23 protein-coding genes are annotated in these 23,021 nt (G+C 42.8%); 5 read left to right on the top strand and 18 right to left on the bottom strand.

The window, feature by feature from the left end; genetic code table 11:
• Window positions 1-15: 15 nt before the first annotated feature.
• From H7992_RS02115 to H7992_RS02100, 4 genes are all read right to left on the bottom strand, one after another.
• Window positions 16-717, bottom strand: a complete 702-nt coding sequence (locus H7992_RS02115) for a VOC family protein (RefSeq protein ID WP_187046526.1) — start codon at window positions 715-717, stop codon at window positions 16-18.
• 71 nt (window positions 718-788) lie between these two features.
• Window positions 789-2,273 (bottom strand): sodium/proline symporter PutP, encoded by a 1,485-nt coding sequence (gene putP / locus H7992_RS02110; RefSeq protein ID WP_187046525.1) that lies wholly within the window; start codon window positions 2,271-2,273, stop codon window positions 789-791.
• A gap of 388 nt (window positions 2,274-2,661) precedes the next feature.
• A complete protein-coding gene (locus tag H7992_RS02105; protein WP_067205116.1) occupies window positions 2,662-4,296 on the bottom strand; it encodes an AMP-binding protein in 1,635 nt (544 codons plus the stop codon).
• A 191-nt stretch (window positions 4,297-4,487) separates the two neighbouring features.
• Window positions 4,488-6,047, bottom strand: coding sequence for an FMN-binding glutamate synthase family protein (locus H7992_RS02100; RefSeq protein WP_187046524.1), 1,560 nt, complete (start codon window positions 6,045-6,047; stop codon window positions 4,488-4,490).
• 90 nt (window positions 6,048-6,137) lie between these two features.
• Between H7992_RS02100 and nfsA the strand changes: the two genes are divergently transcribed.
• The 3 genes from nfsA to H7992_RS02085 all read left to right on the top strand — a co-directional run bounded on the left by nfsA (window position 6,138) and on the right by H7992_RS02085 (window position 8,485).
• Window positions 6,138-6,869, top strand: a complete 732-nt coding sequence (nfsA, locus tag H7992_RS02095) for an oxygen-insensitive NADPH nitroreductase (RefSeq protein ID WP_187046523.1) — start codon at window positions 6,138-6,140, stop codon at window positions 6,867-6,869.
• Window positions 6,870-6,880: 11 nt separating this feature from the next.
• A complete protein-coding gene (locus H7992_RS02090; RefSeq protein WP_187046522.1) occupies window positions 6,881-8,047 on the top strand; it encodes a class I SAM-dependent methyltransferase in 1,167 nt (388 codons plus the stop codon).
• A 111-nt stretch (window positions 8,048-8,158) separates the two neighbouring features.
• Complete coding sequence (locus H7992_RS02085) at window positions 8,159-8,485, top strand: nucleoside triphosphate pyrophosphohydrolase (protein ID WP_067205106.1); 327 nt, start codon at window positions 8,159-8,161, stop codon at window positions 8,483-8,485.
• Window positions 8,486-8,575: 90 nt separating this feature from the next.
• Here the strand turns inward: H7992_RS02085 and H7992_RS02080 are convergent, their stop codons facing one another.
• Window positions 8,576-9,235 (bottom strand): Dph6-related ATP pyrophosphatase, encoded by a 660-nt coding sequence (locus H7992_RS02080; protein ID WP_187046521.1) that lies wholly within the window; start codon window positions 9,233-9,235, stop codon window positions 8,576-8,578.
• 328 nt (window positions 9,236-9,563) lie between these two features.
• Between H7992_RS02080 and H7992_RS02075 the strand changes: the two genes are divergently transcribed.
• Complete coding sequence (locus tag H7992_RS02075) at window positions 9,564-10,094, top strand: RNA polymerase sigma factor SigV (RefSeq protein WP_156475939.1); 531 nt, start codon at window positions 9,564-9,566, stop codon at window positions 10,092-10,094.
• Window positions 10,091-10,963, top strand: coding sequence for an anti-sigma-V factor RsiV (locus H7992_RS02070; protein WP_187046520.1), 873 nt, complete (start codon window positions 10,091-10,093; stop codon window positions 10,961-10,963). The genes H7992_RS02075 and H7992_RS02070 overlap by 4 nt, the downstream gene beginning before the upstream one ends.
• Window positions 10,964-11,019: 56 nt before the next feature.
• Here the strand turns inward: H7992_RS02070 and H7992_RS02065 are convergent, their stop codons facing one another.
• From H7992_RS02065 to H7992_RS02005, 13 genes are all read right to left on the bottom strand, one after another.
• A complete protein-coding gene (locus tag H7992_RS02065; protein WP_187046519.1) occupies window positions 11,020-11,520 on the bottom strand; it encodes a PCYCGC motif-containing (lipo)protein in 501 nt (166 codons plus the stop codon).
• 131 nt (window positions 11,521-11,651) lie between these two features.
• Window positions 11,652-12,050: an HIT family protein gene (locus H7992_RS02060; protein ID WP_187046518.1), complete on the bottom strand. Its 399-nt coding sequence runs from the start codon at window positions 12,048-12,050 to the stop codon at window positions 11,652-11,654.
• Between the two features lie 15 nt (window positions 12,051-12,065).
• Entirely contained in the window at window positions 12,066-13,448 is a 1,383-nt protein-coding gene (gene fumC, locus H7992_RS02055; RefSeq protein ID WP_187047762.1) for a class II fumarate hydratase, read from the bottom strand.
• 33 nt (window positions 13,449-13,481) lie between these two features.
• Window positions 13,482-13,946 (bottom strand): NUDIX hydrolase, encoded by a 465-nt coding sequence (locus tag H7992_RS02050; RefSeq protein ID WP_187046517.1) that lies wholly within the window; start codon window positions 13,944-13,946, stop codon window positions 13,482-13,484.
• Window positions 13,947-14,005: 59 nt separating this feature from the next.
• Window positions 14,006-14,938 carry an HD-GYP domain-containing protein gene (locus tag H7992_RS02045; RefSeq protein ID WP_187046516.1) on the bottom strand — a complete coding sequence of 311 codons (933 nt, stop codon included), beginning with the start codon at window positions 14,936-14,938 and terminating at the stop codon, window positions 14,006-14,008.
• 117 nt (window positions 14,939-15,055) lie between these two features.
• Window positions 15,056-16,342 (bottom strand): ABC transporter permease, encoded by a 1,287-nt coding sequence (locus H7992_RS02040; protein ID WP_187046515.1) that lies wholly within the window; start codon window positions 16,340-16,342, stop codon window positions 15,056-15,058.
• Window positions 16,332-17,030 carry an ABC transporter ATP-binding protein gene (locus H7992_RS02035; protein ID WP_067205086.1) on the bottom strand — a complete coding sequence of 233 codons (699 nt, stop codon included), beginning with the start codon at window positions 17,028-17,030 and terminating at the stop codon, window positions 16,332-16,334. The genes H7992_RS02040 and H7992_RS02035 overlap by 11 nt, the downstream gene beginning before the upstream one ends.
• Before the next feature lie 535 nt (window positions 17,031-17,565).
• Window positions 17,566-19,128 carry a flotillin lipid rafts scaffold protein FloT gene (locus H7992_RS02030; RefSeq protein WP_067205083.1) on the bottom strand — a complete coding sequence of 521 codons (1,563 nt, stop codon included), beginning with the start codon at window positions 19,126-19,128 and terminating at the stop codon, window positions 17,566-17,568.
• A 17-nt stretch (window positions 19,129-19,145) separates the two neighbouring features.
• Complete coding sequence (locus H7992_RS02025) at window positions 19,146-19,679, bottom strand: NfeD family membrane protein (protein WP_067205081.1); 534 nt, start codon at window positions 19,677-19,679, stop codon at window positions 19,146-19,148.
• A 90-nt stretch (window positions 19,680-19,769) separates the two neighbouring features.
• A complete protein-coding gene (locus H7992_RS02020; RefSeq protein ID WP_187046514.1) occupies window positions 19,770-20,381 on the bottom strand; it encodes a response regulator transcription factor in 612 nt (203 codons plus the stop codon).
• Window positions 20,378-21,481, bottom strand: coding sequence for a sensor histidine kinase (locus tag H7992_RS02015; protein ID WP_187046513.1), 1,104 nt, complete (start codon window positions 21,479-21,481; stop codon window positions 20,378-20,380). The genes H7992_RS02020 and H7992_RS02015 overlap by 4 nt, the downstream gene beginning before the upstream one ends.
• Window positions 21,481-22,209: an ABC transporter permease gene (locus tag H7992_RS02010; RefSeq protein WP_067205073.1), complete on the bottom strand. Its 729-nt coding sequence runs from the start codon at window positions 22,207-22,209 to the stop codon at window positions 21,481-21,483. Before H7992_RS02010 ends, H7992_RS02015 begins: the two co-directional genes overlap by 1 nt.
• Window positions 22,206-22,817, bottom strand: coding sequence for an ATP-binding cassette domain-containing protein (locus H7992_RS02005; protein ID WP_067205071.1), 612 nt, complete (start codon window positions 22,815-22,817; stop codon window positions 22,206-22,208). Before H7992_RS02005 ends, H7992_RS02010 begins: the two co-directional genes overlap by 4 nt.
• Window positions 22,818-23,021 lie beyond the last annotated feature (204 nt).

The raw sequence follows: 23,021 nt of genomic DNA, 5'->3' as shown, positions 1-23,021 counted from the left end.
TGCACAACTACTCTGTCACTGTTGGTCAGTTTGCCCAACGATAACATCCGTCAATCTATCTTTGTCGCCATCATGTGCAACAAATTTCAGCACAACATTCGGCAAGACGATGTCATCAGTATTGCCAACTTTCTTCGACAATAAAATGGCCCACTCCGCTGTTACTCTTAATGGATCTTCGACACTAAAAACACACTCCGTAATTTCCAGCTGTTCATTGTCCAGGGAAAGCGTTCCCTCTTCACGTAATTTCACAAAACGTGTTTCTTCTGGCTCCTCCCATTCGATGAAAAATGGATAGGGTAACTCATTCGATACGGGTTGATCGATGAACAACATTTTCCACTTCCGCAATTGGCCATCAGCCGTTCTTCGCTCAGCATCGAGCACACCTGACGTTCGGAACCCTTTATTTTCAACTTCATCATTGAATTTCTCAATACTTTCGACAGACAGACAAATCGTCCCCCACCCATCGCTTTGTTCAAGATCATGCAGCAATAACTTAGTCAGCGGATGCTCCACTTGTTGCGCAATTCCCATTTTCTCGACTGACAACCATTCAATATAAGCATTCTTCGTATAGAGTAGTGCATTATGCGTACCCCATTGCTCATGACGACCACCGACTACAGCGTGACGTCCACTCGCTTGCTGTTCCACTACGATTTTCTCCGGTTCTTTATTCGTGAAATAGACAGTATGATCAAGCTTCATAGTAATAACCCCACCTTCTTAATTTTAAATAAATGAAAAGCCTGCAGTAGTAGATACCGCAGGCTTCCAAATTACTTATCTTCGTTAAGGATTTCAAGTGCTGCTGAGAATTCTTTATCAATCTCGGCATTTGGTTTATATGTGATATTACTAACGACAACTGTAACAATCAGGCAGAGGAGGAAACCAGGTACGATTTCATAAAGGGTGCCCGATAAAGCATCGACGTTCCCCCAAATCATAACTGTTATTGCTCCAACTATCATTCCCCACAGTGCACCTTTCGTTGTAAGTTTGCGCCAGTAAAGAGATAGCAAGATGATTGGACCAAATGCAGCTCCAAATCCAGCCCATGCAAACGATACGATTTTCAAAATGGATTCATTGTTAGGCCAAGCAAGTACCATAGCAATTACTGAAACTGCAAGGACGGCCATTCTACCTAAAAACACATAATGCTTATCCGTTGCGTCTTTTTTCATAAACGTTTTGTATAAATCTTCAACTAGCGCAGAAGAGGATACAATCAGTTGCGAAGAAATTGTACTCATAACAGCTGCAAGAACAGCCGCAAGCATGATTCCCGCAATGAATGGATGGAAGATAATCTGCCCTAAGACAATAAATACCGTTTCATTATCCACCAGTGTTGCATTCGTGTTCTGCTGATAATAAGCAATTCCGATAAGTGCAGTTGCAACTGCACCGAATAAACTCAAGAACATCCAACTAATTCCGATACGACGTGCTTTTTTCGCTTCTTTGTGCGAGTTAAGCGCCATAAAGCGGACGATGATATGCGGTTGACCGAAATAACCCAGTCCCCACGCGACTGCAGACAAAATACCTAGGAACGTTGCACCAGATACGAAATTCAGCAATTGTGGATCCACAGCACGGATACTTGTCGCAGTTTCTGTAAATCCTCCTGTGATGAAGATACCGACAATCGGCACAAGTAGGAGCGCAAAGAACATAACGATACCTTGGACAACGTCCGTGTAACTAACCGCCAAAAATCCTCCGAATAGTGTATAGAAAATAACGACACCCGAAACAATCAATAGGCCTACGTGATAGTCCAACCCGAATGAGCTAAGGAAGAACTTCCCGCCTGCAACCATTCCCGAAGACACATAAAACGTGAAGAATATTAGAATAATAATCCCTGAAGCAATACGTAAGAGACGGGATTTATCTTTCAGACGACTTTCCAAGTAACTTGGAATTGTAATGGAGTCACTTGAAACTTGTGTATACACACGTAAACGAGGTGCAACAAAGACCCAGTTCAAATATGCTCCAACTGTCAAACCGACCGCAATCCATGCTTCAACTAAACCGTTGAGATAGATTGCACCCGGCAACCCCATAAGCAACCAGCCCGACATGTCAGCAGCACCAGCACTGAGAGCGGTTACAGCCGGCCCAAGCGAACGCCCACCTAACATATAATCCGTGAGATTGGATGTGCGTTTGAATGCATACCATCCAATGAAAATCATCGCCGCCATGTATATAATAATTGCAATTAATTGATACCCTTCATTTGACATGATGAATCCTCCTTTTATTAGATTGCCTCTATCATATCACCTTTTTAATAAATAAAAATCTGTTTTTTAAAATAACCGATAGTAAATAATGTATATTGAATAGACAGAATACGACGAAGTTATTTCATTCACCTTACATTTCCCAGGAAATAATGCATATTCGACAAGCAACCTTTTTATAACACACAAAAACAGGCGGATACCCCTATGTCTAGAGGTATACACCTGTTTTTTATGAGGGCACTGAAAAAGTACGATTTCCTTCAATCCCGTTGATTTCCGGTCCGAGCGAGGTCTTCAGTTCGCGCTGTTCCCACTGGAGTCGCCGCTCTTCACTACAATCAATTAGTTCTAACTATAAAAAGAACTTTTTCAATGGTTTCGTTTTTTATTGGTATGACTTTTCTACGGACATTTCTCGCAGTTTGAACTTTTGTATTTTCCCCGAAGCAGTCATTGGATATTCTTTTATAAACTCAATGTACTTTGGTATCTTATGATGTGAAATACGCCCCTTACAAAATGCGCGTACGGACTCTTCATCAAGATTCAGGCCTTCTTTCAGAATAACCCACGCCATTAGTTCCTCACCGTATTTCGCATCTGGCACACCGACGACCTGTACGTCTGCGATATCAGGATGCGTATACAGAAATTCCTCAACCTCTTTCGGGTAAATATTTTCGCCACCACGGATGACCATATCTTTGATGCGCCCCGTAATATCGATGTAGCCATCTGCATCCATCACTGCAATATCGCCCGTATGAAGCCAACCTTCTGCATCAATCGCTTCACGTGTTGCTTCCGCATTGTTGTAATACCCTTTCATAATGTTATAACCACGCGTGCAAAGTTCCCCTGGCACGCCAACCGGCAGCTCTTCACCCGTTACAGGATCAATAATTTTGACTTCAACGTTCGGATGCGGCTTGCCTACTGTCGATACGCGTTTTCCGATTGGATCATCTGTCTTCGTCTGTGTAATGACAGGGGACGCCTCTGTCTGGCCGTAACAAATCGTAATTTCACTTGCTCCCATATCTTCAATAACACGTTTCATAACTTCAATCGGACAGACAGATCCAGCCATAATACCGGTACGAAGCGTAGATGTATCGTAGTTCTTAAAGTCAGGGTGATTCAACTCTGCGATGAACATCGTCGGCACCCCATGAAGTGCTGTACACTTCTCATCTTGTACCGCTTGAAGTACACGCAATGGATCGAACTGTTCGAGTAAAATCATCGCAGAACCGTGCGTAACCGCCGCGAGCGTTCCTAGTACACAACCAAAACAATGGAAAAATGGAACAGGAATACAAACGCGGTCCTGCTCTGTCAGTTTCATGTAATCCCCAATTTGTTTACCGTTATTCACGACGTTATAATGTGTCAGCATGACCCCTTTAGGAAAGCCTGTTGTGCCAGAAGTATATTGAATATTAATGACATCATCGGGATCAAGCGATTGAAATTGTCCCTCAAACTGCTCATCCGTTACTTTATCAGCTTGCGCCATGAATTCCGACCATTTGTACATACCTTGTTCTTCTCGTTCCGTCATCAGGATGATTCGTTTGAAATGAGGCAGTTTGACACTTGATATAGAGCCCCTCTCACTCGTCACCAGTTCAGGACAAACCGTACGGATAATATCTATGTAACTCGTTCCTTTAAAGCTTTCATCCAGAATGAGCGTAGTTGCATCAGATTGCTTCAGCAAATATTCCAGTTCTGTAGCTTGGTAATTCGTATTTACGGTAACCAGGACTGCCCCCATCTTCCCTGTTGCATATTGGCTAAGCAGCCATTCCCTTTTATTGTCTGACCATATGGCAATGTTTTCCCCTTTTTCGATGCCCATAGCAATAAATGCTTTTGCAAGTTTGTCCGTTTCTTTATCAAATTCTTTATATGTTCTTCGAATTCCATGTTCCGGATAGACATAAGCTTCCTGGTCCGGATAAAGCTCCGCTTGTTCCCTTACAATTTGCCCCACTGTTTTACGTAGCAATGTCATGTCCATTCCCCTTTTCTGAAACAATCATATAGCAATATGTTATCACGAAGTTCAGATTATTGAAAATTAATTTCAGGTTGTAGTGTATTTGTTGTGAGGTTCCGATGGAGTGTTGTTTTCTTTTGGCGAAACGTTGCGAACACCATAAAAAATACCGTTCCACCTCTCAAGGCAGAACGGCATACTTCAATTCATTCCACAGGGAAGACGCGTCCCCGTTCGTCTTTGTAAACGACATGATGTCGTTCGAGTTTCGTTGGTGAATCCAGACCTGCCGCTGCAGCGACACGGAAAAGTCCTTCTCGCATCGTCAAAATATAATTCGTGACACGGTACTTTTTCTCTTCGACGACGAGGCCTTGCTGTAATTTCTTATCTGTTGTCGCAACGCCCGCTGGACAATCATTCGTATGACAACGGTGCGCCATAATGCAACCGACCGAGATCATAAAACCACGCGCAACTTGAACAAGATCTGCTCCCATTGCTAGAACTATTGCTGCTCGGTCCGGTGTCGTAATCTTACCCGATGCAATAATTTTCACGCGGTCACGTACTTCAAATTTTCGAAGTGCATCGTCCAGAAGAATAATTGCTGACCGCAACGGTAATCCAACGCTATCAGCAAGATCCTGGTATGTAGCGCCCGAGCCGCCCTCCCCACCATCTAATGAGATAAAGTCGGGACCCATACCTGTTTCATGCATGAATGACGCAAGTTCCTCTGCATCCTGTTTCCCACCGAGGACAACCTTAATACCAACCGGTTTACCCGAATGCTGACGAATTTGATCAATGAATTCAAAAAGTGTTGGGTAATCATCAAACTGGTGAAAGCGGTTTGGACTATTAATAGAGACAAACGGAACAACATTACGAATTGCCGCAATTTCTTCCGTTACCTTCGCCCCTTCAACGTGCCCACCACGCATTTTCGCACCTTGCGCTAATTTAATTTCAAACGCTTTGACTTGCGGAATATCCGCTTTTTCACGAACCCGCTCAAAACTGAATTCGCCATCCTCCGTTCTAAATCCGAACAAACCCGAGCCAATTTGTGCAATTATATCTGCACCGCCCGCCAAGTGATGCTGGGACAGACCTCCTTCGCCGGTATTCATCCAAGCCCCTTGCGCCATGCCAATCCCTTTTGACAATGCAGTGATTGCATTTTCCCCTAGTGCCCCATAACTCATCGCGGATTGACCAAGCATGCTGCGGACATGAAATGGATGCTCACAGTTCGGACCAATGACGATTGCATCCTCTTCTGGCAACAACCAAGGCAATGTCGGAATGTCTTCGCGGTGTTCTTTACGTGAAAAGAGATTATCTTCATCAACGACATAACGCATCGTATCTATAAGGTTTGAATTATCAACGCGCATTTCCTCATTTTGCTTCGTAAACATTGCGTTGCGGATATAATAACCCGATTCTTCAAAATCACGTTTCGAGCCAAAGCCAATGACACTATTCAAATATTTCCCTGGCATAACCATGTGTAGGTATTCTTCACGATTGAATGGTTCGCCGTCATTATCGTCGTCAAACAGATATTGACGAAGCTCAGGACCCGTCTTCTCCATCACATAACGCATCCGCCCTAAAATCGGGAAATTCCGAAGAATCGCATGTTGCTTTTGGCTTTTGTCATAAAAGTATAGATATATGGCAATTGTAATTGGTAAGATGACTAGAAATAAAATTAACAACGCCGTGGTAATTGAAATACTTTCCGCCCAATTCATAACAACACCCCTTTGTTAAGCTTTAAAGGTAGTTTACCACTATCACAGTCTGTTAATCTTAATTAATAAAACATTTTTTGGAGGGATTCCATGGTTATCGACTTATTATCTGCCCACGCATCTGTGCGAAAATATAAAGACATTACACTATCAAAAGAAGAAGTACTTGAACTCATTCGGGCCGGGCAGCATGCCGCAAGTTCGCACTTTGTCCAAGCATACTCTGTCATTTATGTAACGGATGTTGAAAAACGCAAGAAACTAGCGGAATTCGCAAAGAACCCGCAACAGATTTTATCAGCTGGCGCCGTTTTGGTCTTCTGCGCGGACTATTGTCGATTGAAAAAGGCAGCTAACTTAGTCGGAAAAGACATTGATTTCTCCTCTGCTGAAAGTGTCCTTGTCGGCTCCATTGACGTTGCTTTATTCGCCCAAAATGTAGCGATTGCGGCCGAATCAAAAGGTTACGGCATCTGTTATATCGGGGGAGTACGTAATGCACCTGAGGAAATAAGCGAATTGCTATCGCTTCCCAACGGTGTTGCTCCACTATTCGCCATGACAATCGGCGTTCCTGACGAAGCGAATGAAGTGAAACCGCGCTTACCGGTAGAAGCAATTATTCACGAAAACAGCTACAATACCGATAAATACGACGAACTTATACCTAAGTATGATGAAACAATGAACGACTATTATTTAAGCCGTGGCTCAAACCGTAAAGACGCCGCCTGGTCCGATTCCATGGCAGACTTTTTAGAAGTCCCTCGTCGAACGCATATGAAAGATTTTTTGAAGAAACAGGGATTTGAGTTTAACTAGGAGTGATGACAATGCAATTTGAGGAATTAGTGGACGAATTCACACGACGGATAACAGACGGGTCTTTCATTGGCGGGACAATCAGCCAATCCCGCACAAAAACAGATGAATTAAAACGGGTGAAAGTAAAACCTGTGGAAATAAAAGGACAGCTGCATATTCAATTTGAATACCAGTACGAACGAGTGCTGAACCATGAAAATGTTACCCCTGATGCATTGCGAGCACATTTACAACAACTGCTCGAGCGTTTCAGACAAATACACGCTGAGTTTTCGGATGAAAAAGTCCAGGTTCAGCTGACGAAAAAATTTAAAGTAATGTGGAAGTCTGAAAAAGTAGCATCTGAAAAAGTAGTTGACCTTTCACACAACCGCAAGAAAAATTATTTATTGGATGAAAATACTCCCTATCCATTTCTAGTACGACTTGGCGTCCAAACGCCCGACGGCAAAGTGAAAAAACAAAAGCACGACAAGTTTAGGCAAATTAACCGGTTCGTCGAATTCATCGACGATTCTCTTGCGCACTTACCGAAAGATCGAACTGTACGTATTCTTGATTTCGGTTCCGGTAAATCATATTTAACATTTGCGCTCTATCATTATTTACGTATCGAAAAAGGACTGGATATCAAGGTAACTGGTCTTGATTTGAAAAAAGAAGTGATTGAGGAATGTAGCACCATTGCGAAGGATCTTGGTTACGATAATCTTGAATTTCTAGTAGGAGATATCAATGATTATAATGACGAAACGTCAGTTGACATGGTCGTCACCTTACATGCATGCGATGTTGCGACAGATATGGCGCTTGCCCGTGCGGTGAAATGGGGAGCGAAAGTCATTTTGAGCGTTCCATGTTGCCAGCACGAACTATTCTCGCAGGTTAATTCCCCCGCGCTCGACGTTATGCTTCAACACGGACTCATCAAAGAACGGTTCTCAGCACTTGCTACTGATTCCATTCGTGCCGAGCTGTTATCACTCGTGGGTTACGAGGCTCAGTTACTCGAATTCATCGACATGGAGCACACACCCAAAAACATTTTGATTCGAGCTTATCAGACCGGACGAGAAGCTTCTGCTGATGAAGTGAAACGGTACACTGAATTTAGGAAGCTGTTGAATGCAGATCCTTTTTTAGAGAAAGAACTGGGCGATTTATTGAATATATGATTAAAGCCATCCACATTTGCCTCATGCGAATGTGGATGGCTTTTTCAATTTAAAGAATCACATGTTATCATTTAGAATAATTAGATTTAGTGATTAAAAGGAGACAACAACATGCCGATATATAATAAATTAGTACGCGACCGTATTCCCGAAATCATCGAAAAGTCCGGTCTGATTTGCAATACACGCCTTTTGAATGAAGACGAATACATTAACGAAATCAACAAAAAAATGCACGAAGAACTGGAGGAATACGAATCAACCGAGACGACAGATGACGCCATCGAAGAACTTGCGGATTTGTTGGAGCTCATCCATGCAGCCGTTTCATATTACGGGGTATCATTTGAAGATCTAGAAAAGGTAAGAGTAGAAAAGGCTGAGAAACGCGGCGGATTCGAAGAGCAGATTTTCCTTATGGATGTTGAAGAAGACTGATACCCGATGGTTCACCCTACTTAATAATGCAATGCTGTCCGCGACATTAAGTTCGCGGACTTCTTCCCTTACGAAACTTCCCATCCACACTTATTTCCCCAATGATACATCCAAAAACACATAGTCATCCCGTTTATGCTGCCCTGAAAAAACGACCGGGACCCGTTCACTAAAAATCGGTCCGTCTACAACCACAGTGTGAAATTCTCCAGATTCCCCGCATGAATCAATGCCGAGCGCATCGAGTTCATCCATCAGTTCGATAGTAAATTTACGGCCTATGAAGTGGGCAGGCATCATTGTTGTATTGACGACAACGATGTATGCCTCGAATCCGCCCTCTATAAACTCTTCCAATATCTTGCGACGCGGCTCCATCCATAATGGATGAACTGCTTTCATATTGACTTTCGCACATGTTTCTTGAACCCACTCCAAATGGTCTTCAAGATCGATATCCCCGAAAACCCCGTGGCTGATGCCTGACTCAACACATTCTTTCATCGCGTCTAAAAATTGCTCTTCATACCCTTTCCAGCTTGCTCCCCGTATCATTAAAGGGACGCCGATCCTTTCAGCTTGGGCTGCTACGACTTCAAAAGGCAGCGCATGTGATTTTGACCGTTCTTCATCCTCTTCAAACATTGTCCATAACCGTTTCGGAATGCCACCCGCTTTCATTGCGCGGTAATAAGCCATCGCAGAATCTTTTCCGCCGCTCCATGATGCAACAAATAATATATCCTCCATCTTGATTTCTCCTCCGTATAGCAGATTTTTTTGTTTTTAAGCATCAGTACTTCTCTCTCAAGATCAGCAATTTTTTCGCAGTGCTTTTCAAGATCCGAAAACTCCCTTACAAAAAAGAAATAAAACTTTAAAGAACTATAAATCCTCCTAGAAACACAATACTAAAATCTACATTATCGCCATGGCCTACACCCTTACGTTATATTTATTTTACCATGAATTTTCCAATGTTTCGTAAAGGATTCTTTTAATTGATTTTTTTCAGCGAATGAAAACATAAAACTTTTCAGACATGTACCCCGTCAAATAACTATAACGTGTTCGCGACATGTTGGAAATTGGAGAAGGTGAATCTTTTGTCATGACAAAAAATGAGAAGTTTGAGCTTGTAGAAAAATTTATAGTAGAGAATCGTGAAGCCCATTATCGCCTTGCATACAGCTATGTTAGAAATAAAGAAAATGCACTTGATATTGTACAAGATGCCATTTTAAAAGCCCTCAATTCAATTGATCGACTTGAAGAGATTTCCTATTTGAAAACTTGGTTCTACCGGATCATCGTTAATACATCCATTGATTTCATCCGAAAACATCAGCGTATTACAGTGATGGACGATGACATTCTCGGCATTCATTTGCCACAGTTAGAGGATGACATTATCGACATGGACTTACATGATGCCATTGACCAGTTGCCTCCTAAATACAGATCTCTTATTATTCTTAGATTTTTCGAGGATTTGAAAATTGATGAAATCGCTGTAGTGATGGATGAAAATGTGAATACGATTAAAACAAGATTATATGCAGCATTGAAAAAGTTACGCATTGAAGTTGGGGAGGAATTCAGGTTATGAAAGAATTGAAAAAGTTGAAAAAGAACTATGACGAAACGGAGATTCCGTCTGAGTTGGAAGACGTCGTAAAAGCTTCGATTCGTCGAGCAAAAGCGTCACAGAAAAGACGTCCATTTCTAAAACAATGGACGATTGGAGCCGCCGCTGCTGCTGCTCTATTCATCGGTAGTATAAATGTCAGTCCATCCTTCGCACAGGCAATGGCAAATGTTCCGCTTCTTGGAGCGATTGTGGATGTATTTACCGCACAACAATTGACTGTCGATGAAAAAACGTACCAAGCAAATGTCGCCACACCAGCAATTGAAGGATTGACTGATGAAGGACTGCAAGCTTCTCTGAATGAGAAATACCTTGAGGAAAACAAAGTACTTTTCGAACAGTTCCAACAAGAGGCCGCGGAATTGGAAAAGGCAGGTGGCGGTCATCTTGGCATCGACACTGGCTATGAAGTGAAAACAGATACTGACCAGCTTCTATCGATTGCTCGCTATGAGGTGAATACGGTCGGATCCTCTTCAACAACAATGAAGTACGACACAATTGATAAGCAGAACAGCGTGTTAATCACATTGCCAAGTCTTTTTAAAGATGATAAATACGTCGATGCTATTAGCTCATATTTAGTAAGTGAAATGGAGCGACAAATGGCAGCAGATGAAGAGGTCTCTTACTTTTTGAATAGCGAATTTTTCGATGACTTCAAAACAATCCAAGCCGATCAGTCATTCTATATTACAGCTGATAATAAGCTTGTCATTTCATTCGATAAATATGAAATTGCACCTGGTTATATGGGTGTCGTGACGTTTGAAATTCCGTCAGAAATTTTGAGTGATTTACTGGTCAGTGACACATACATTAACTAATCCCTTTCCTATATAAAAAAGCAGACACTTTCGCGTGTCTGCTTTTTATATTTCAATTATGCTGGCATCGGCGTTTTTGTTGGTTCCGCGTAGCCTTCTTTATAATTTTCATCGATGAATTCACGGATTTCTTTTAACGATTTACCTTCTTGCTTCATCATTACAGATTGCACGGCGATATCCAGACAAACTTGGCAACGTGTGCCATGGTCATCCCAGACAACAGAACCGTCTTCACGAACTTCGTCGATGAAACAATTCAAGTTACTGTCATGACCTGCGCTTTCACCACACCCACAATAACAAGGCATCCACTCAATAATATCCGTTGCAGTTCCCGCCATTTGATAGACAAGACGCATATCCTCCGACTTGTCATCTAGGAAAGACGGTAAAATATCGGCAGAAGCTGTTACTTCTTGCAAGTCACCGTTTGGTACATGCAGCTGTTCCCCATGTGCCATATCATGTTCTTTCTCGCTTGGCTGTGCTTTTTCTCCGCATGCTGAAAGGACAAGAATTGCCGCAAGCAAGATGAATATCCATTTCTTTTTCATATACTGCCCACCCCTTATTCGCGTAGTTGTCCTTTCATCATAACCCAAAACAACACGTTTATAAGTTACAGTTTGATGGACAATAAAGTTAATCTTCAATCAGAGGTGTCTTACTGCCCGTTAATGAGGGATCAAACACGACGGTGATTAGCCTCTTGCTTAATCCAATGCCTGATACCCTTCCCGGCATACGGCTCATCCGCAAATCTCGGAATCACATGTAAATGCGCGTGCGAAATCGATTGCCCGCCTGTTTTTCCCGTATTCCAACCAACCGAATAACCATCGTGCCCGTACCGCTCTTCCAAATAAGCTTTCGCTTTCATTAGCAGTTCCTGTGTATCAATCCATTCCTGCGCGGTTAATGAAAATACATCGACTGCATGCCGTTTCGGAACGATGAGCCCGCTCCCTTCCAACACAGTTTGCTCGGAAGGCTTTTGAATATAAGCGCATGTCGCATTTTCAAAGATAATTTGTTGCTCAGGATCCGCTAGCAAATTGCAATATGGACACTCTTTTTCGTACATACTGAAGTCGACTCCTTATTTCCCAATCATTTTTGAAGGAACGACATACTCGTCAAATTGTTCTTCTGTCAGCAAGCCAGATTTAAGTGCCGCCTCTTTTAGCGTTGTTCCTTCCGCATGTGCTGTTTTCGCGATTTTCGCTGCATTTTCGTAACCGATATAAGGATTAAGTGCCGTCACAAGCATAAGTGAGTTTTGAACTTTACGATCAATTTCTTCACGATTCGGTTCAATTCCAACTGCACAGTTGTCGTTGAAACTGATCATCGCATCGCTCAACAACGTCACAGATTGAAGGAAGTTGAATATGATAACCGGTTTGAAGACGTTCAGTTCGAAGTTCCCCTGGCTCGCTGCGAAACCGATTGTTGCGTCATTCCCCATCACTTGTGCGACAACCATCGTCAATGCTTCACTTTGAGTCGGGTTCACTTTTCCAGGCATGATGGAACTGCCTGGTTCGTTCTCAGGAATTGTAATTTCACCAATACCTGAACGTGGTCCACTAGCCAACCAGCGCACATCATTCGCAATTTTCATTAGGTCTGCTGCAAGTGCTTTGATAGCGCCATGAACGTAAACAATTTCATCATAGCTCGTAAGTGAATGGAATTTATTTACCGCAGACGTAAATTCGATTCCTACTGCTGTGCTGATTTCAGTAGCAACACGGTCCCCAAATCCTGCAGGTGCGTTAAGTCCTGTACCAACAGCCGTTCCACCGATTGCAAGTTCTTTCATCGACTCGACGCTGTCCGTAATCATTTTTTCTGTTTTCTCGAGCATCCGGTGCCAACCGCTAATTTCCTGGCCAAGCGTTAAAGGTGTCGCGTCTTGTAAATGCGTACGACCGATTTTAATGATATCCATGAACTCTTCGGATTTCTTGTTAAGTGTTTCTTTCAATACACCAATTGCCGGTACGAGTTGTTGTTGTACTGCCACGACGCCTGCAACATGCAACGCTGTAGGGAATGTGTCGTTTGAACTTTGTGATTTATTGACATCATCGTTCGGATGAAGGCGTTCTTCCTTGCCCCACTCTTCAAGAAGTTGATTTCCACGGTGTGCAAGCACTTCGTTCATATTCATGTTTGACTGCGTACCGCTTCCTGTTTGCCAAACGACAAGTGGGAAATGATCATCCAGTTTGCCAGAGACTACTTCATCCGCCGCTGCAGAGATAGCCTTCATTTTTGCTTCTGAGATAGCACCGTGTGCATGGCTCGCGATTGCTGCAGATTTTTTCAAATGGGCAAATGCACGAATAACACCAATTGGCATTTTTTCTCCGCCAATTTTAAAATTTTGTTTACTCCGTTGCGTTTGCGCTCCCCATAGCTTGTCCGCAGGTACTTTAATTTCACCAAATGTGTCGTGTTCAATACGATAATCCATCATTCATCCCTCTTTCAATTGTAAGTATTTCCATTATCGCATGATTGGCACCTTTTTTTCATCCGCCCAGTCTTGGATAAATGCTTTTTGCCTAGGGTTTAGGTTCGTCGGCAATTCATCTTTTCCGAAAAAACGATGTGCTTTGCTTTCTATACCGCCCTGTTGTAGTTCGCCTGAATAGTTTTCTGTTTGAAAAATAACTTGCACGCTATACACTTGATCACCGTTCGGATACGTCACAAAACAGGCCTCTCCGGAATAAAGACCAAATAGCTGAAGCCCCTCCACATGCAGTCCAGTTTCTTCATATGTCTCCCTTTTCGCCGTTTCTTCAAACGTTTCTCCAAGCTCCATCACACCACCAGGAATACACCAATTGTCCTCATCTGTGCGGTGTTGAAGCAAGATTTTATCTTCATTTGTAATGATGACGCCGCAACCCACTGTAAGTAGTGATTCCTTACCAATCATTTTCCTCATCGTTTGAATGTAATCCATAGCATTCCCCCCTTTTTTTATATAGAAAAGACCCGGTTTCCCGAGTCTTTTTCCATTCTTCATTTCCAATTGAATTGGTTTTTCTTTAATATCTCTATAAATGCATCGACTACTTCAGGGTTAAATTGTGTCCCTCTTCCGCCCTCTAGTTCTTTCACAGCTTCTTGTATAGAAAGGGCCTTCTTATACACTCGATCGGTTGTCATTGCATCAAATGCATCAACGACCGATACGATGGCGGATTCTAGCGCAATTTCATCACCTTTGAGACCATACGGATAGCCTTTTCCGTCGTGTCTTTCATGATGTTGTTCGACAATGAATGCAGTATCTGCTAGCCATTCGACAGCATGCTCACGCATAATCTTTGCACCTTCTGTCGTATGAGTCTTCATAATTTCCCACTCTTCAGCTGTCAGTTTCCCAGGTTTATTAAGAATTTCTAGCGGGACAACGCGCTTGCCGACATCATGAAAATAGGCGCCCCATCTCAAAGTGCTAAGGCTTTCTGTTGGGAGTTCCAACTGTTTCCACACTTCGATTGAATAATCCTTAATTCGGTTGCAATGCATATAAGTATAGCCATCGACCGATGCAATCGCATCCGCCTCTTCTTGGAGGATTTGCGTTTCGAAAAATCTGTACTCAAAACTTTCAGCTTCCATTTTAATTAAAATATCTGCTTCCGTTTTCCCATAAAACGAAATAATATGTTCATAATTCGATGCTTCAACTGTCTCACCGATTTCCAACAGACGGCGCTTTCCTTCGTATTCCATTTCTACGACCCCGTTAAGAAGCTTATAGGACTCTATGAAGGCGTCTTCGGCATCGTATTGGACCCAAAACGAGCCATTCTTGTGCAATGAATAAAGCGCATTTGACAATCCGTTCCATCTTCCGAGCAATACGACATCCGCATAACCGAGATGAAGTACCGGATATCCTTCGCTAGTTTGATTGCTATACGACTGGTTTAAAATAGTGTACATAAGCGTACTCCTAGGGTTAAGGCATATGATCATCAAGGCATGTCTGAATATTACCATTATAACAAGTCACGCCAACGTTTCATACACCTTTACCCGATTGATGCAAAAATATGTCGATTAGAGTTCCTGCCTCAACGCATTGATGACATCAATTTTCGTCGCTTTACGCGCTGGTCGCCACCCTGAAATCATTGCGACGCCTATGCTGATCGTAGAAGCGATAACCACAAGTTGCCATGGAATAACGGAGAACGTAACAGTCATATCTCCAAAATCTTCTTCACCGAGCGCCGCCGTAACAATTATCGGCAGCACATAATTCGACACAATGCTCACCCCATAGGAAATAACAACTGCAAGAACCGTCCCAACTATACCAATCCACGCACTTTCCATCAGGAATAGTCGTTGGATTAATTTCGGATCTGCCCCGATTGCTTTCATAACTCCGATTTCACGCGTCCGCTCTGTCACAGCCATTGTCATCGTGTTAAATATTCCGATAGATGCAATTAAGATCGCAATTGTCCCAACGAATACAAGTCCAGCTTTCAACGCTAGGAAAAAGACATCTAATTGATCAAGTTCTTCGGATATGGAATACACACTATATCCATCGTCTTTTAATGCAGTAGAGATTGCTTTCACATTTTCTAATTTATCCGCATAGACGTTTACATTGCCATAAAATAATTGCTGTGCGTCTGTATGATCATCCACTGGCTTGTCTACATGTGCATAATAGATTTTTTCTAACTCTGGAATAATAGATGCGTCAGCGTATACTTTTTGATCCTGCTCCCAATCTTTCGCAGGTTTCTTTCCGATTCCCACTATCGTGAGCATCATTTTATCCTCAATCATTTCACCTTCATCGTCACCGATTTGATAGTTGAACTGTTCTCCAATCAATTTTCCGTCATACGTAGTAAATTCACCATCTTCATTTTCATCTTGTTGATTCATTAAGGAATCTGCAAAATTGCTTCCCACGACGACTTCGTTCACTTTTTCAGGTAAACGTCCTTCCTGAAGCTCGAAATTCGCTTTCTTTTCTTCTGTAAAATCCGTCACAACGAGTTGACTATTCCCAGTGAAATCACCAATTGAAGACTGCTGTTCTGCCCCTAAGTTTTGGCGGAATACAACTGCTTTTACATGATCCCGTTTCTTCAGCTCTCCAACTTTCTCTTCATCCATCTCACTTGAGAACACTTCAATTTGTGTCACAAGTCGGTTCGATAAGACCTCTCCCCGAATCGTTTCGTGTAGGCCGAATCCAACGGACGCGAGCACAATCAAAAAGGCTGTTCCCATCGTGGCCGCAAGCACGGTCATAAAAACACGCATTTTATTTTTCTTGATATGTTGCCCTACGAAACTAATCTGGTCCTTAAATTGCATGCTGTGCACCGCCTTCCGTTAATACGCCGTCATGCATTCTGTATACGCGATTCGCTGTTTGTGCCACTTCATCGTCGTGTGTAATGATGACGAATGTGATGCCCCGTGTTTTATTGAGCGACTGGATAAGCAAAAGAACGTCCTGTTCGGTTTCCGAGTCGAGACTACCTGTCGGCTCATCGGCGAAAATGATTGGCGGATCCGTTATAAGCGCACGCGCAATACTGACTCGCTGTTGCTGACCTCCCGATAATTCATTTGGATAATGGTCTTGCACATCCGTGAGTCCAACGCTCTGCATCAGGTCTTTTACTTTCTTCTGTCGCCCACTTTTGTTGATGCCCTTTAATGTCAGTGGCAGTTCAACATTTTCAAATGCTGTCAATCCAGGCATGAGTTGAAAGTTTTGAAAGACGAAACCGAAATGATCTAATCGAAACTTCGCACTTTCCACCTCGTTGAATGCAGAGGTCTGAATGCCTTGCACACTGATTTCTCCACTTTCAGGCGTTAGGAATCCTGCCATAATATGAAGAAGCGTTGATTTACCCGAACCACTTTTGCCAACAATCGATACAATTTCACCCTCCGCAACATCAAACGTTAACCCCTTCAACACCGGAACTCGCTTTTCTTTACCTTTCTTGCCGATTTTGAATGAATGATTTAAATTTTGCACACTAATCATCTGTTCCCCTCCAACTTTCTTTATTTCCTTCATTATATAGGGAGAATCTTAAGGGTTTGTAAGGATAGATATGAAGAATTTCTTAAGATGTTGGAGGTGGATGCTGGATATATGATTGGTCTGGCAGGGGTTATGATCGATCGCGCGAGAGTTATGATTGGTTGCAGGCTTTTATGATCGGTCGTGCGAGGGTTATGATCGGTTGGCGGATTTTATGATTGGTCGTGCGAGGATTATGATCGGTTAGGGAGTTTTATGATTGGTCGTGCGAGGGTTTTGATCGGTTGGCGGATTTTATGATTGGTCGTGCGAGGGTTATGATCGGTTGGGGAGTTTTATGATTGGTCGTGCGAGGGTTATGATCGGTTGGAGGCTTTTATGATTGGTCGTGCGAGGATTATGATCGGTTGCAGGCTTTTATGATCGGTCGTGCGAGCTTTATGATTGTTTCCTTACTTTACGCTCGCTGAGGGGGCCAACAACATAAAAAAAGCCCCGACGCACTACTGCGTCGGGACTCTCCTCTAGTTAGATATTATTCAGCTTCGTCAGCTGCAACTTCTTTTCTTGCAATCACTTGTTGAGTGGGTTGCTTCGTATTTGTTGCTTTTATCTCATTTGTCAGCTGGTCAATACTTGGGCGGATATTGCCTTTGCCCGTGTAGTTTTCAAGCATTTCCTTAACGTCGATGCCCGATGATGCTTTCAAGGATTCTTGCAATGTTGCCATTAAGTTAGTCGCATACGACGTTACTTTATTGGCTCCGCCGCCCTCACCACTACCCGTGTCAACAACAGTAATTTTATCAATATTCGCAAGCGGGCTTGCAATTTGTTTCGCATATTCTGGAATCATTTTAACAATCATATCAAGCATGGCAGCTTGGCCGTACTGTTCAAATGCTTCAGCAATTTTACGTTTCGCTTCCGCTTCCGCAAGACCTTTCAGACGAATAATGTCAGCTTCAGATTCCCCTTGTGCGCGCATTGAATCGGCTTTCGCCTGCCCGTCAAGACGAACTTTTTCTGCATCCGCAAACGCACGTGCTTCAATGCGGTACTTTTCAGCATCGGCTTCCGTAATTTGTTTCGATTTTTGAGCTTCTGCATTTTGTTCGATTGCATAGCGATCCGCGTCAGCTTTTTTCTTAACTTCAGAATCATATTGCTTCTCACGACGCAGAATCTCTTTCTCTTCAAGTTCAATCTGTTTTTGACGTTCAATGATTTGAATTTGCATTTCCTGTTCCATAACTTCCTGTTTCGAGACGGCCGTTTGAAGTTCGTAAGCTTGGTCGGCACGTGCTTTTGCAACATCCTGATCACGACGGTAATCCGCAACCTTCAATTGATTCTCTTTTTCAGCTTCCGCAATTTCAGTCGCACGTTCAATTTCCGCTTTTTGTGCTTCTTTAGATGCTTCCGCATTTTTAATACGCGTTTCTTTTTCTGCTTCAACTGTTGCGATATCCGCATCACGCTTCACTTGTGCGATACGTGGTTTCCCGAGTGAATCGAGATAGCCATTTTTATCGCGCACATCTTTAATTGTAAATGAAACGATGATGAGTCCCATTTTGGAAAGATCCTGTGAAGCAACACGTTGCACTTCCTGAGAAAACATATCGCGATTTTTGTAAATTTCTTCTACTGTCATTGAACCAAGAATCGAGCGCAAATGACCTTCCAATACTTCTTTTGCTTCATTTTCACGGTCAGCTTTTGATTTCCCTAAAAATTGTTCAGCAGCTGTTGCAATCTCTATGATTGAGCCACCAATTTTAATAATTGCTGTTCCATCTGCCATAACAGGAACGCCTTGCTCCGTGTACACTTCCGGCGTTGTAACCTCAAGCTTACTTGACAAAAGGCTAAGCGGTGCCGCTTGTTGGAACACTGGCAACAGGAACGTCCCGCCGCCGCGGATGATTTTAATACGATTTCCCGAATCATCCTTATGTACATTTTTAGAACCAAGATAACTTCCTGTCACGATTAGTGCTTCATCTGGCCCGACTGTGCGGTACTTTGTGATGAAGACGAGAACCAGCGCCAGTAAAACAAACGCGACGACTCCAATTGCAATCCAAATTTCCATCTGTTTTTCCCCCTTTTTTATTTGAAGCGGAATGGTTCATACTCTTTAACGATGAATGTTCCATCTCTCACTTCAATAATCAATACTTCTTTTCCGTACTCAATTGCTGTGTTTTCGTACCCTACCGCCCTCTTAGAAATCATGCCATTTACCGATTCGATAACAATTTCACCGAATCCATCAACAGGGACAGGTACAATCACTTTTCCAACCCTACCCATCAGCGACTCATCCGTATACGCGAGGGACACTTCAGCCGATTTCAGTGGAAGAAGGACAAATAAGTACAATAGAAGATCGAGTACAAAAGCAGTAACAAGTGCAATTACCAAAATGATTCCGCTGCCCCATGTTGTAACAAGTTCTAATATATAACCGCCAGCCGCTACAAATGTTATGAATGCAAGTATCACCGCCGGATCCAAGAAAGGACTAGCATCGCCGATTCCTTCCGCCATGTCACTAAATAAGATATAAAGTAACGTTGCAAGGCCTGCAACAATTAGCCCAACCATATAGACTTGCACAATTGGCATCCCAAACAGTTCCATTTCAACACCCCACTTTCACCTTTTTTGTCTCACCTATATATACGTCCCATCATCCCGAAAGTTTCAATTTACTGAAAATTTTTCACAAATTTATTCCATATCAATTAAACCGTTTTTCCTGGCAACGTGAATTGCCTCTGTCCGACTTTTTACTTGCAACTTTTGAAAGATGTCCGAGAAGTAGTTTCTTACTGTTCCCTCCGACAAAAATAACTGCTTGCTGATTTCTTTATTCGCCAAACCTTTTGATGCCAGCATAAGAAGCTCTTGCTCCCGCTCGGATAACTGATCTTTTTCTGTAAATAGTGAAAAGGCCAGTTCTGGATCGACAACTCGCTGACCCGCGGCTACTATGCGAATTGCTTCGGCAAGTGCACTACTCGGTCCGTCTTTCAATAAGAAACCTTTTACGCCTGCATTCACTGAACGCTGTAGATAACCAGTTCGGCCAAACGTTGTCAACATGATGATCGCCACACCGGGGTATTTCTCCACTAATCTTTCTGAAGCTTCCAAGCCGTTCATAATCGGCATTTCAATATCTAAAATACAGACATCGGGCAGTAATCGCTCGACTACTTCAATCGCTTCCAAGCCATTTGCTGCCTCACCGATGATTTCTAAGTCCTCTTCTATAGAAAGAAGTGCTATTAAAGCCCCCCTCACCATCGCCTGATCTTCTGCAATTACGACGCGTATCACGAGACGACACCCACCTTTTCAATACTTTTCGGTAGCGGAATGAATAACTGAACGACTGTCCCTTCTTTACCGCTTTTCCATCCAATCGTTCCATTAATAAGCCCAATCCGGTTTTGCAGGCCTGTCATACCATGATTTGGAACCGCTTCATCGATACCTTTTCCGTTATCAGCGACTTCAATTAATACACCTTCCACTGAACGTGCAATGTTAATTTGACACCATGATGCAGCGCTATGTTTAACGACATTGGTCACAAGTTCCCGAATTGCCATCACAGCAATCTTTTCATACCCACGATTAATGGAATGGATTTCTCCGTTTACTTCAGAATTGATTCCTGCACTGTGTAAATGTTGCCGGCTGGCAGTCAATTCATCGACAAGCGTGCCTGTATCAAGGTCTTCCACAAGCTCCCGCATCTGTGTTAATGTTTCGCGCGAGATTGTAATCACTTCCCGTAACTCCCCCGCAGCTCTTTCTGTGTCTGAAACGAGTAGCTTCTCGGCAAGCTCAGTTTTCAATGTAATCATCGACAGCTTTTGTCCAAGTGCATCATGCAAATCACGCCCGATTCGCTGGCGTTCTTGCTGCTTCACCAATTCATCAATCCGACTATGTGCTTTCTCCAATTCTCGCTGGGATTCATTCCATTTTCGTCTTGATGAAATCATATAGGCATTAAAGATGGCGAGCAGAATAGGTACAAGCGACATGGATGTTTGCACTATATTTAAGTCCTTAGCCACGCCATAGACAATCCCAACCACTATATAGACGCCAACAGCCGCGATGCGCTTGCGTCCGGACAATAACGAAATCATATTTGAAGAGAAGGCACTCAGCCAGAAAAAAACCGGTCCGAACATATACACCCAAAAACCAATAATAATCGCTTGCACAATGACGAACACTAGATAGCTGTTACGCCAATAGGACTGGCGATAGACGAATAAAAAGGGAGCAAGTAGAAGGATTGAAAACATACGCTCCATGCCCTCTAAAAAGAACGCCCCTATGAGCGGAAACAACATATAGATTAAAATAGTATACGGTTCCCTACCTAAACCTTCGGGAAATACTGCAAATCTCCTGCTCATTAATTCGCCGCCCTTCTATTTATATATCCTCCAACCCAGTAAACCCCTATAAATAGCATCGAATAAAAGATAAGTCCACCCATTTGACCAATCAAGGGATAACCTCCACCCAGTAAACGGAAGGCACCCGCTATCGCGATTGCTCCTGGAGACCCGCTTGCAATAGGTTGCACCCAGCCCGGAAACTGTTCAATCGGAATCCACGTCCCTGCAGAAAACATCACAAATATCCACGTAAAGTTTGCAATACCAGAAACAGTACCCTGTTTCCCAAATGAACTGATGGCCACACCCAACGTCATGAACACCGCGGACACACCGATAAACCATACCGCAATCATACACCATTGCCCTACACTGCCTGGGAGCCCGTGAATCGTCTGAACAAAAACGATTAAGATCACAACCGTGATACTATTCAATAAGAGCTGTGCCATCAGTTTCGCACCTGAAACGACTAATTCGGAAACCGGCAATGCCTTCATAGATGTACGCCAAGGTCTGCTGTTGTCGTATGCAAGTCCAATAGCAAATGTCGTGACAGCTCCCGACAACAAACTGAAGACAAGCATTGCGATAAGTAGATATGCATAGTGCTCTGGTTCATTCGAAAGCGAAAAGATTAGGTAGTAGACGATGGGAAGAACGATGGCATAAATGACAAAATAGCGGTTTCTTAGCATGCGCAACACTTCAATTTTTGTCAACAATAAAAAGGGTTTAGTCATTGCACAACCCCTTCCTTCAACAACACAATTCGATGTGCAAGAACTTCTCTTTCTTCCCTGGAATGTGTAATCAGTAAAACGGCAAGCCCTTCATCAACAGCAAGCTTTAGTTGTTGATAGAAATGTTTTTTCATTTCCTCGTCCATTCCCGCAGTTGGTTCATCCGCAATCAGCACGAGTGGTCTACCTGCCATCGACAATGCAAATGACAGCCGCTTACGCTCACCGCCTGATAATTCATGTGTCTTTTTAAGGAGCATATCTTGCAATAATCCAAGACGGACAAGCTCGTTGAATGAGTAAGGACTTCTATAGAAGGATTGAAATAAACAAAGCATCTCCTTGACCTTCACATTATCCATGAATTCGGCGTGTTGGAACATGAAGCCTATTTCCGATTTCATTTTCCTTCCTAGTGGTTTCCCTGCCAGTAGAATTCTCCCGCTTAAAGGATGGACGATTCCTGCTATAACGGATACGATTGTTGATTTCCCCGCTCCATTTGCTCCACATAGCGCAACTACTTCCCCAGATGCAATTTCCAAGTTAATATCTCTTAACACGTTTTTCCGTTTAAACTCCACAAAAAGATTAATAATTCCCAACATACTCTCACCTCTTACGTTAACTTTACTGATAAAGAGGGTATTCTGTGGAGTACATTGAGTCATTTTTCCTTCATGACAATTGTCACTTTTTCTATACAGATTTGATTTTTGTGAATCCTTTGTAGGGTCTTTGTAAAGATTGTGTAAAGTTTGTGCAGATATCGTCGAAATTTGTAGGTATCTCAAATTGTTTTTGATATGATG

The organism is Sporosarcina sp. resist, from assembly GCF_014302295.1.
GTDB lineage: Bacteria > Bacillota > Bacilli > Bacillales_A > Planococcaceae > Sporosarcina > Sporosarcina psychrophila.
Note: the sequence above shows the minus strand (reverse complement) of the source record. Positions and strands in the feature narration are given on the sequence as shown.

What these genes read in the sequence shown, in the direction of transcription:
- H7992_RS02115 (WP_187046526.1), bottom strand. Translation starts at nt 717, where the DNA reads ATGAAGCTTGATCATACTGTCTATTTCACGAATAAAGAACCGGAGAAA.
- putP (WP_187046525.1), bottom strand. Translation starts at nt 2,273, where the DNA reads ATGTCAAATGAAGGGTATCAATTAATTGCAATTATTATATACATGGCG.
- H7992_RS02105 (WP_067205116.1), bottom strand. Translation starts at nt 4,296, where the DNA reads ATGACATTGCTACGTAAAACAGTGGGGCAAATTGTAAGGGAACAAGCG.
- H7992_RS02100 (WP_187046524.1), bottom strand. Translation starts at nt 6,047, where the DNA reads ATGAATTGGGCGGAAAGTATTTCAATTACCACGGCGTTGTTAATTTTA.
- nfsA (WP_187046523.1), top strand. Translation starts at nt 6,138, where the DNA reads ATGGTTATCGACTTATTATCTGCCCACGCATCTGTGCGAAAATATAAA.
- H7992_RS02090 (WP_187046522.1), top strand. Translation starts at nt 6,881, where the DNA reads ATGCAATTTGAGGAATTAGTGGACGAATTCACACGACGGATAACAGAC.
- H7992_RS02085 (WP_067205106.1), top strand. Translation starts at nt 8,159, where the DNA reads ATGCCGATATATAATAAATTAGTACGCGACCGTATTCCCGAAATCATC.
- H7992_RS02080 (WP_187046521.1), bottom strand. Translation starts at nt 9,235, where the DNA reads ATGGAGGATATATTATTTGTTGCATCATGGAGCGGCGGAAAAGATTCT.
- H7992_RS02075 (WP_156475939.1), top strand. Translation starts at nt 9,564, where the DNA reads ATGTTGGAAATTGGAGAAGGTGAATCTTTTGTCATGACAAAAAATGAG.
- H7992_RS02070 (WP_187046520.1), top strand. Translation starts at nt 10,091, where the DNA reads ATGAAAGAATTGAAAAAGTTGAAAAAGAACTATGACGAAACGGAGATT.
- H7992_RS02065 (WP_187046519.1), bottom strand. Translation starts at nt 11,520, where the DNA reads ATGAAAAAGAAATGGATATTCATCTTGCTTGCGGCAATTCTTGTCCTT.
- H7992_RS02060 (WP_187046518.1), bottom strand. Translation starts at nt 12,050, where the DNA reads ATGTACGAAAAAGAGTGTCCATATTGCAATTTGCTAGCGGATCCTGAG.
- fumC (WP_187047762.1), bottom strand. Translation starts at nt 13,448, where the DNA reads ATGGATTATCGTATTGAACACGACACATTTGGTGAAATTAAAGTACCT.
- H7992_RS02050 (WP_187046517.1), bottom strand. Translation starts at nt 13,946, where the DNA reads ATGGATTACATTCAAACGATGAGGAAAATGATTGGTAAGGAATCACTA.
- H7992_RS02045 (WP_187046516.1), bottom strand. Translation starts at nt 14,938, where the DNA reads ATGTACACTATTTTAAACCAGTCGTATAGCAATCAAACTAGCGAAGGA.
- H7992_RS02040 (WP_187046515.1), bottom strand. Translation starts at nt 16,342, where the DNA reads ATGCAATTTAAGGACCAGATTAGTTTCGTAGGGCAACATATCAAGAAA.
- H7992_RS02035 (WP_067205086.1), bottom strand. Translation starts at nt 17,030, where the DNA reads ATGATTAGTGTGCAAAATTTAAATCATTCATTCAAAATCGGCAAGAAA.
- H7992_RS02030 (WP_067205083.1), bottom strand. Translation starts at nt 19,128, where the DNA reads ATGGAAATTTGGATTGCAATTGGAGTCGTCGCGTTTGTTTTACTGGCG.
- H7992_RS02025 (WP_067205081.1), bottom strand. Translation starts at nt 19,679, where the DNA reads ATGGAACTGTTTGGGATGCCAATTGTGCAAGTCTATATGGTTGGGCTA.
- H7992_RS02015 (WP_187046513.1), bottom strand. Translation starts at nt 21,481, where the DNA reads ATGAGCAGGAGATTTGCAGTATTTCCCGAAGGTTTAGGTAGGGAACCG.
- H7992_RS02010 (WP_067205073.1), bottom strand. Translation starts at nt 22,209, where the DNA reads ATGACTAAACCCTTTTTATTGTTGACAAAAATTGAAGTGTTGCGCATG.
- H7992_RS02005 (WP_067205071.1), bottom strand. Translation starts at nt 22,817, where the DNA reads ATGTTGGGAATTATTAATCTTTTTGTGGAGTTTAAACGGAAAAACGTG.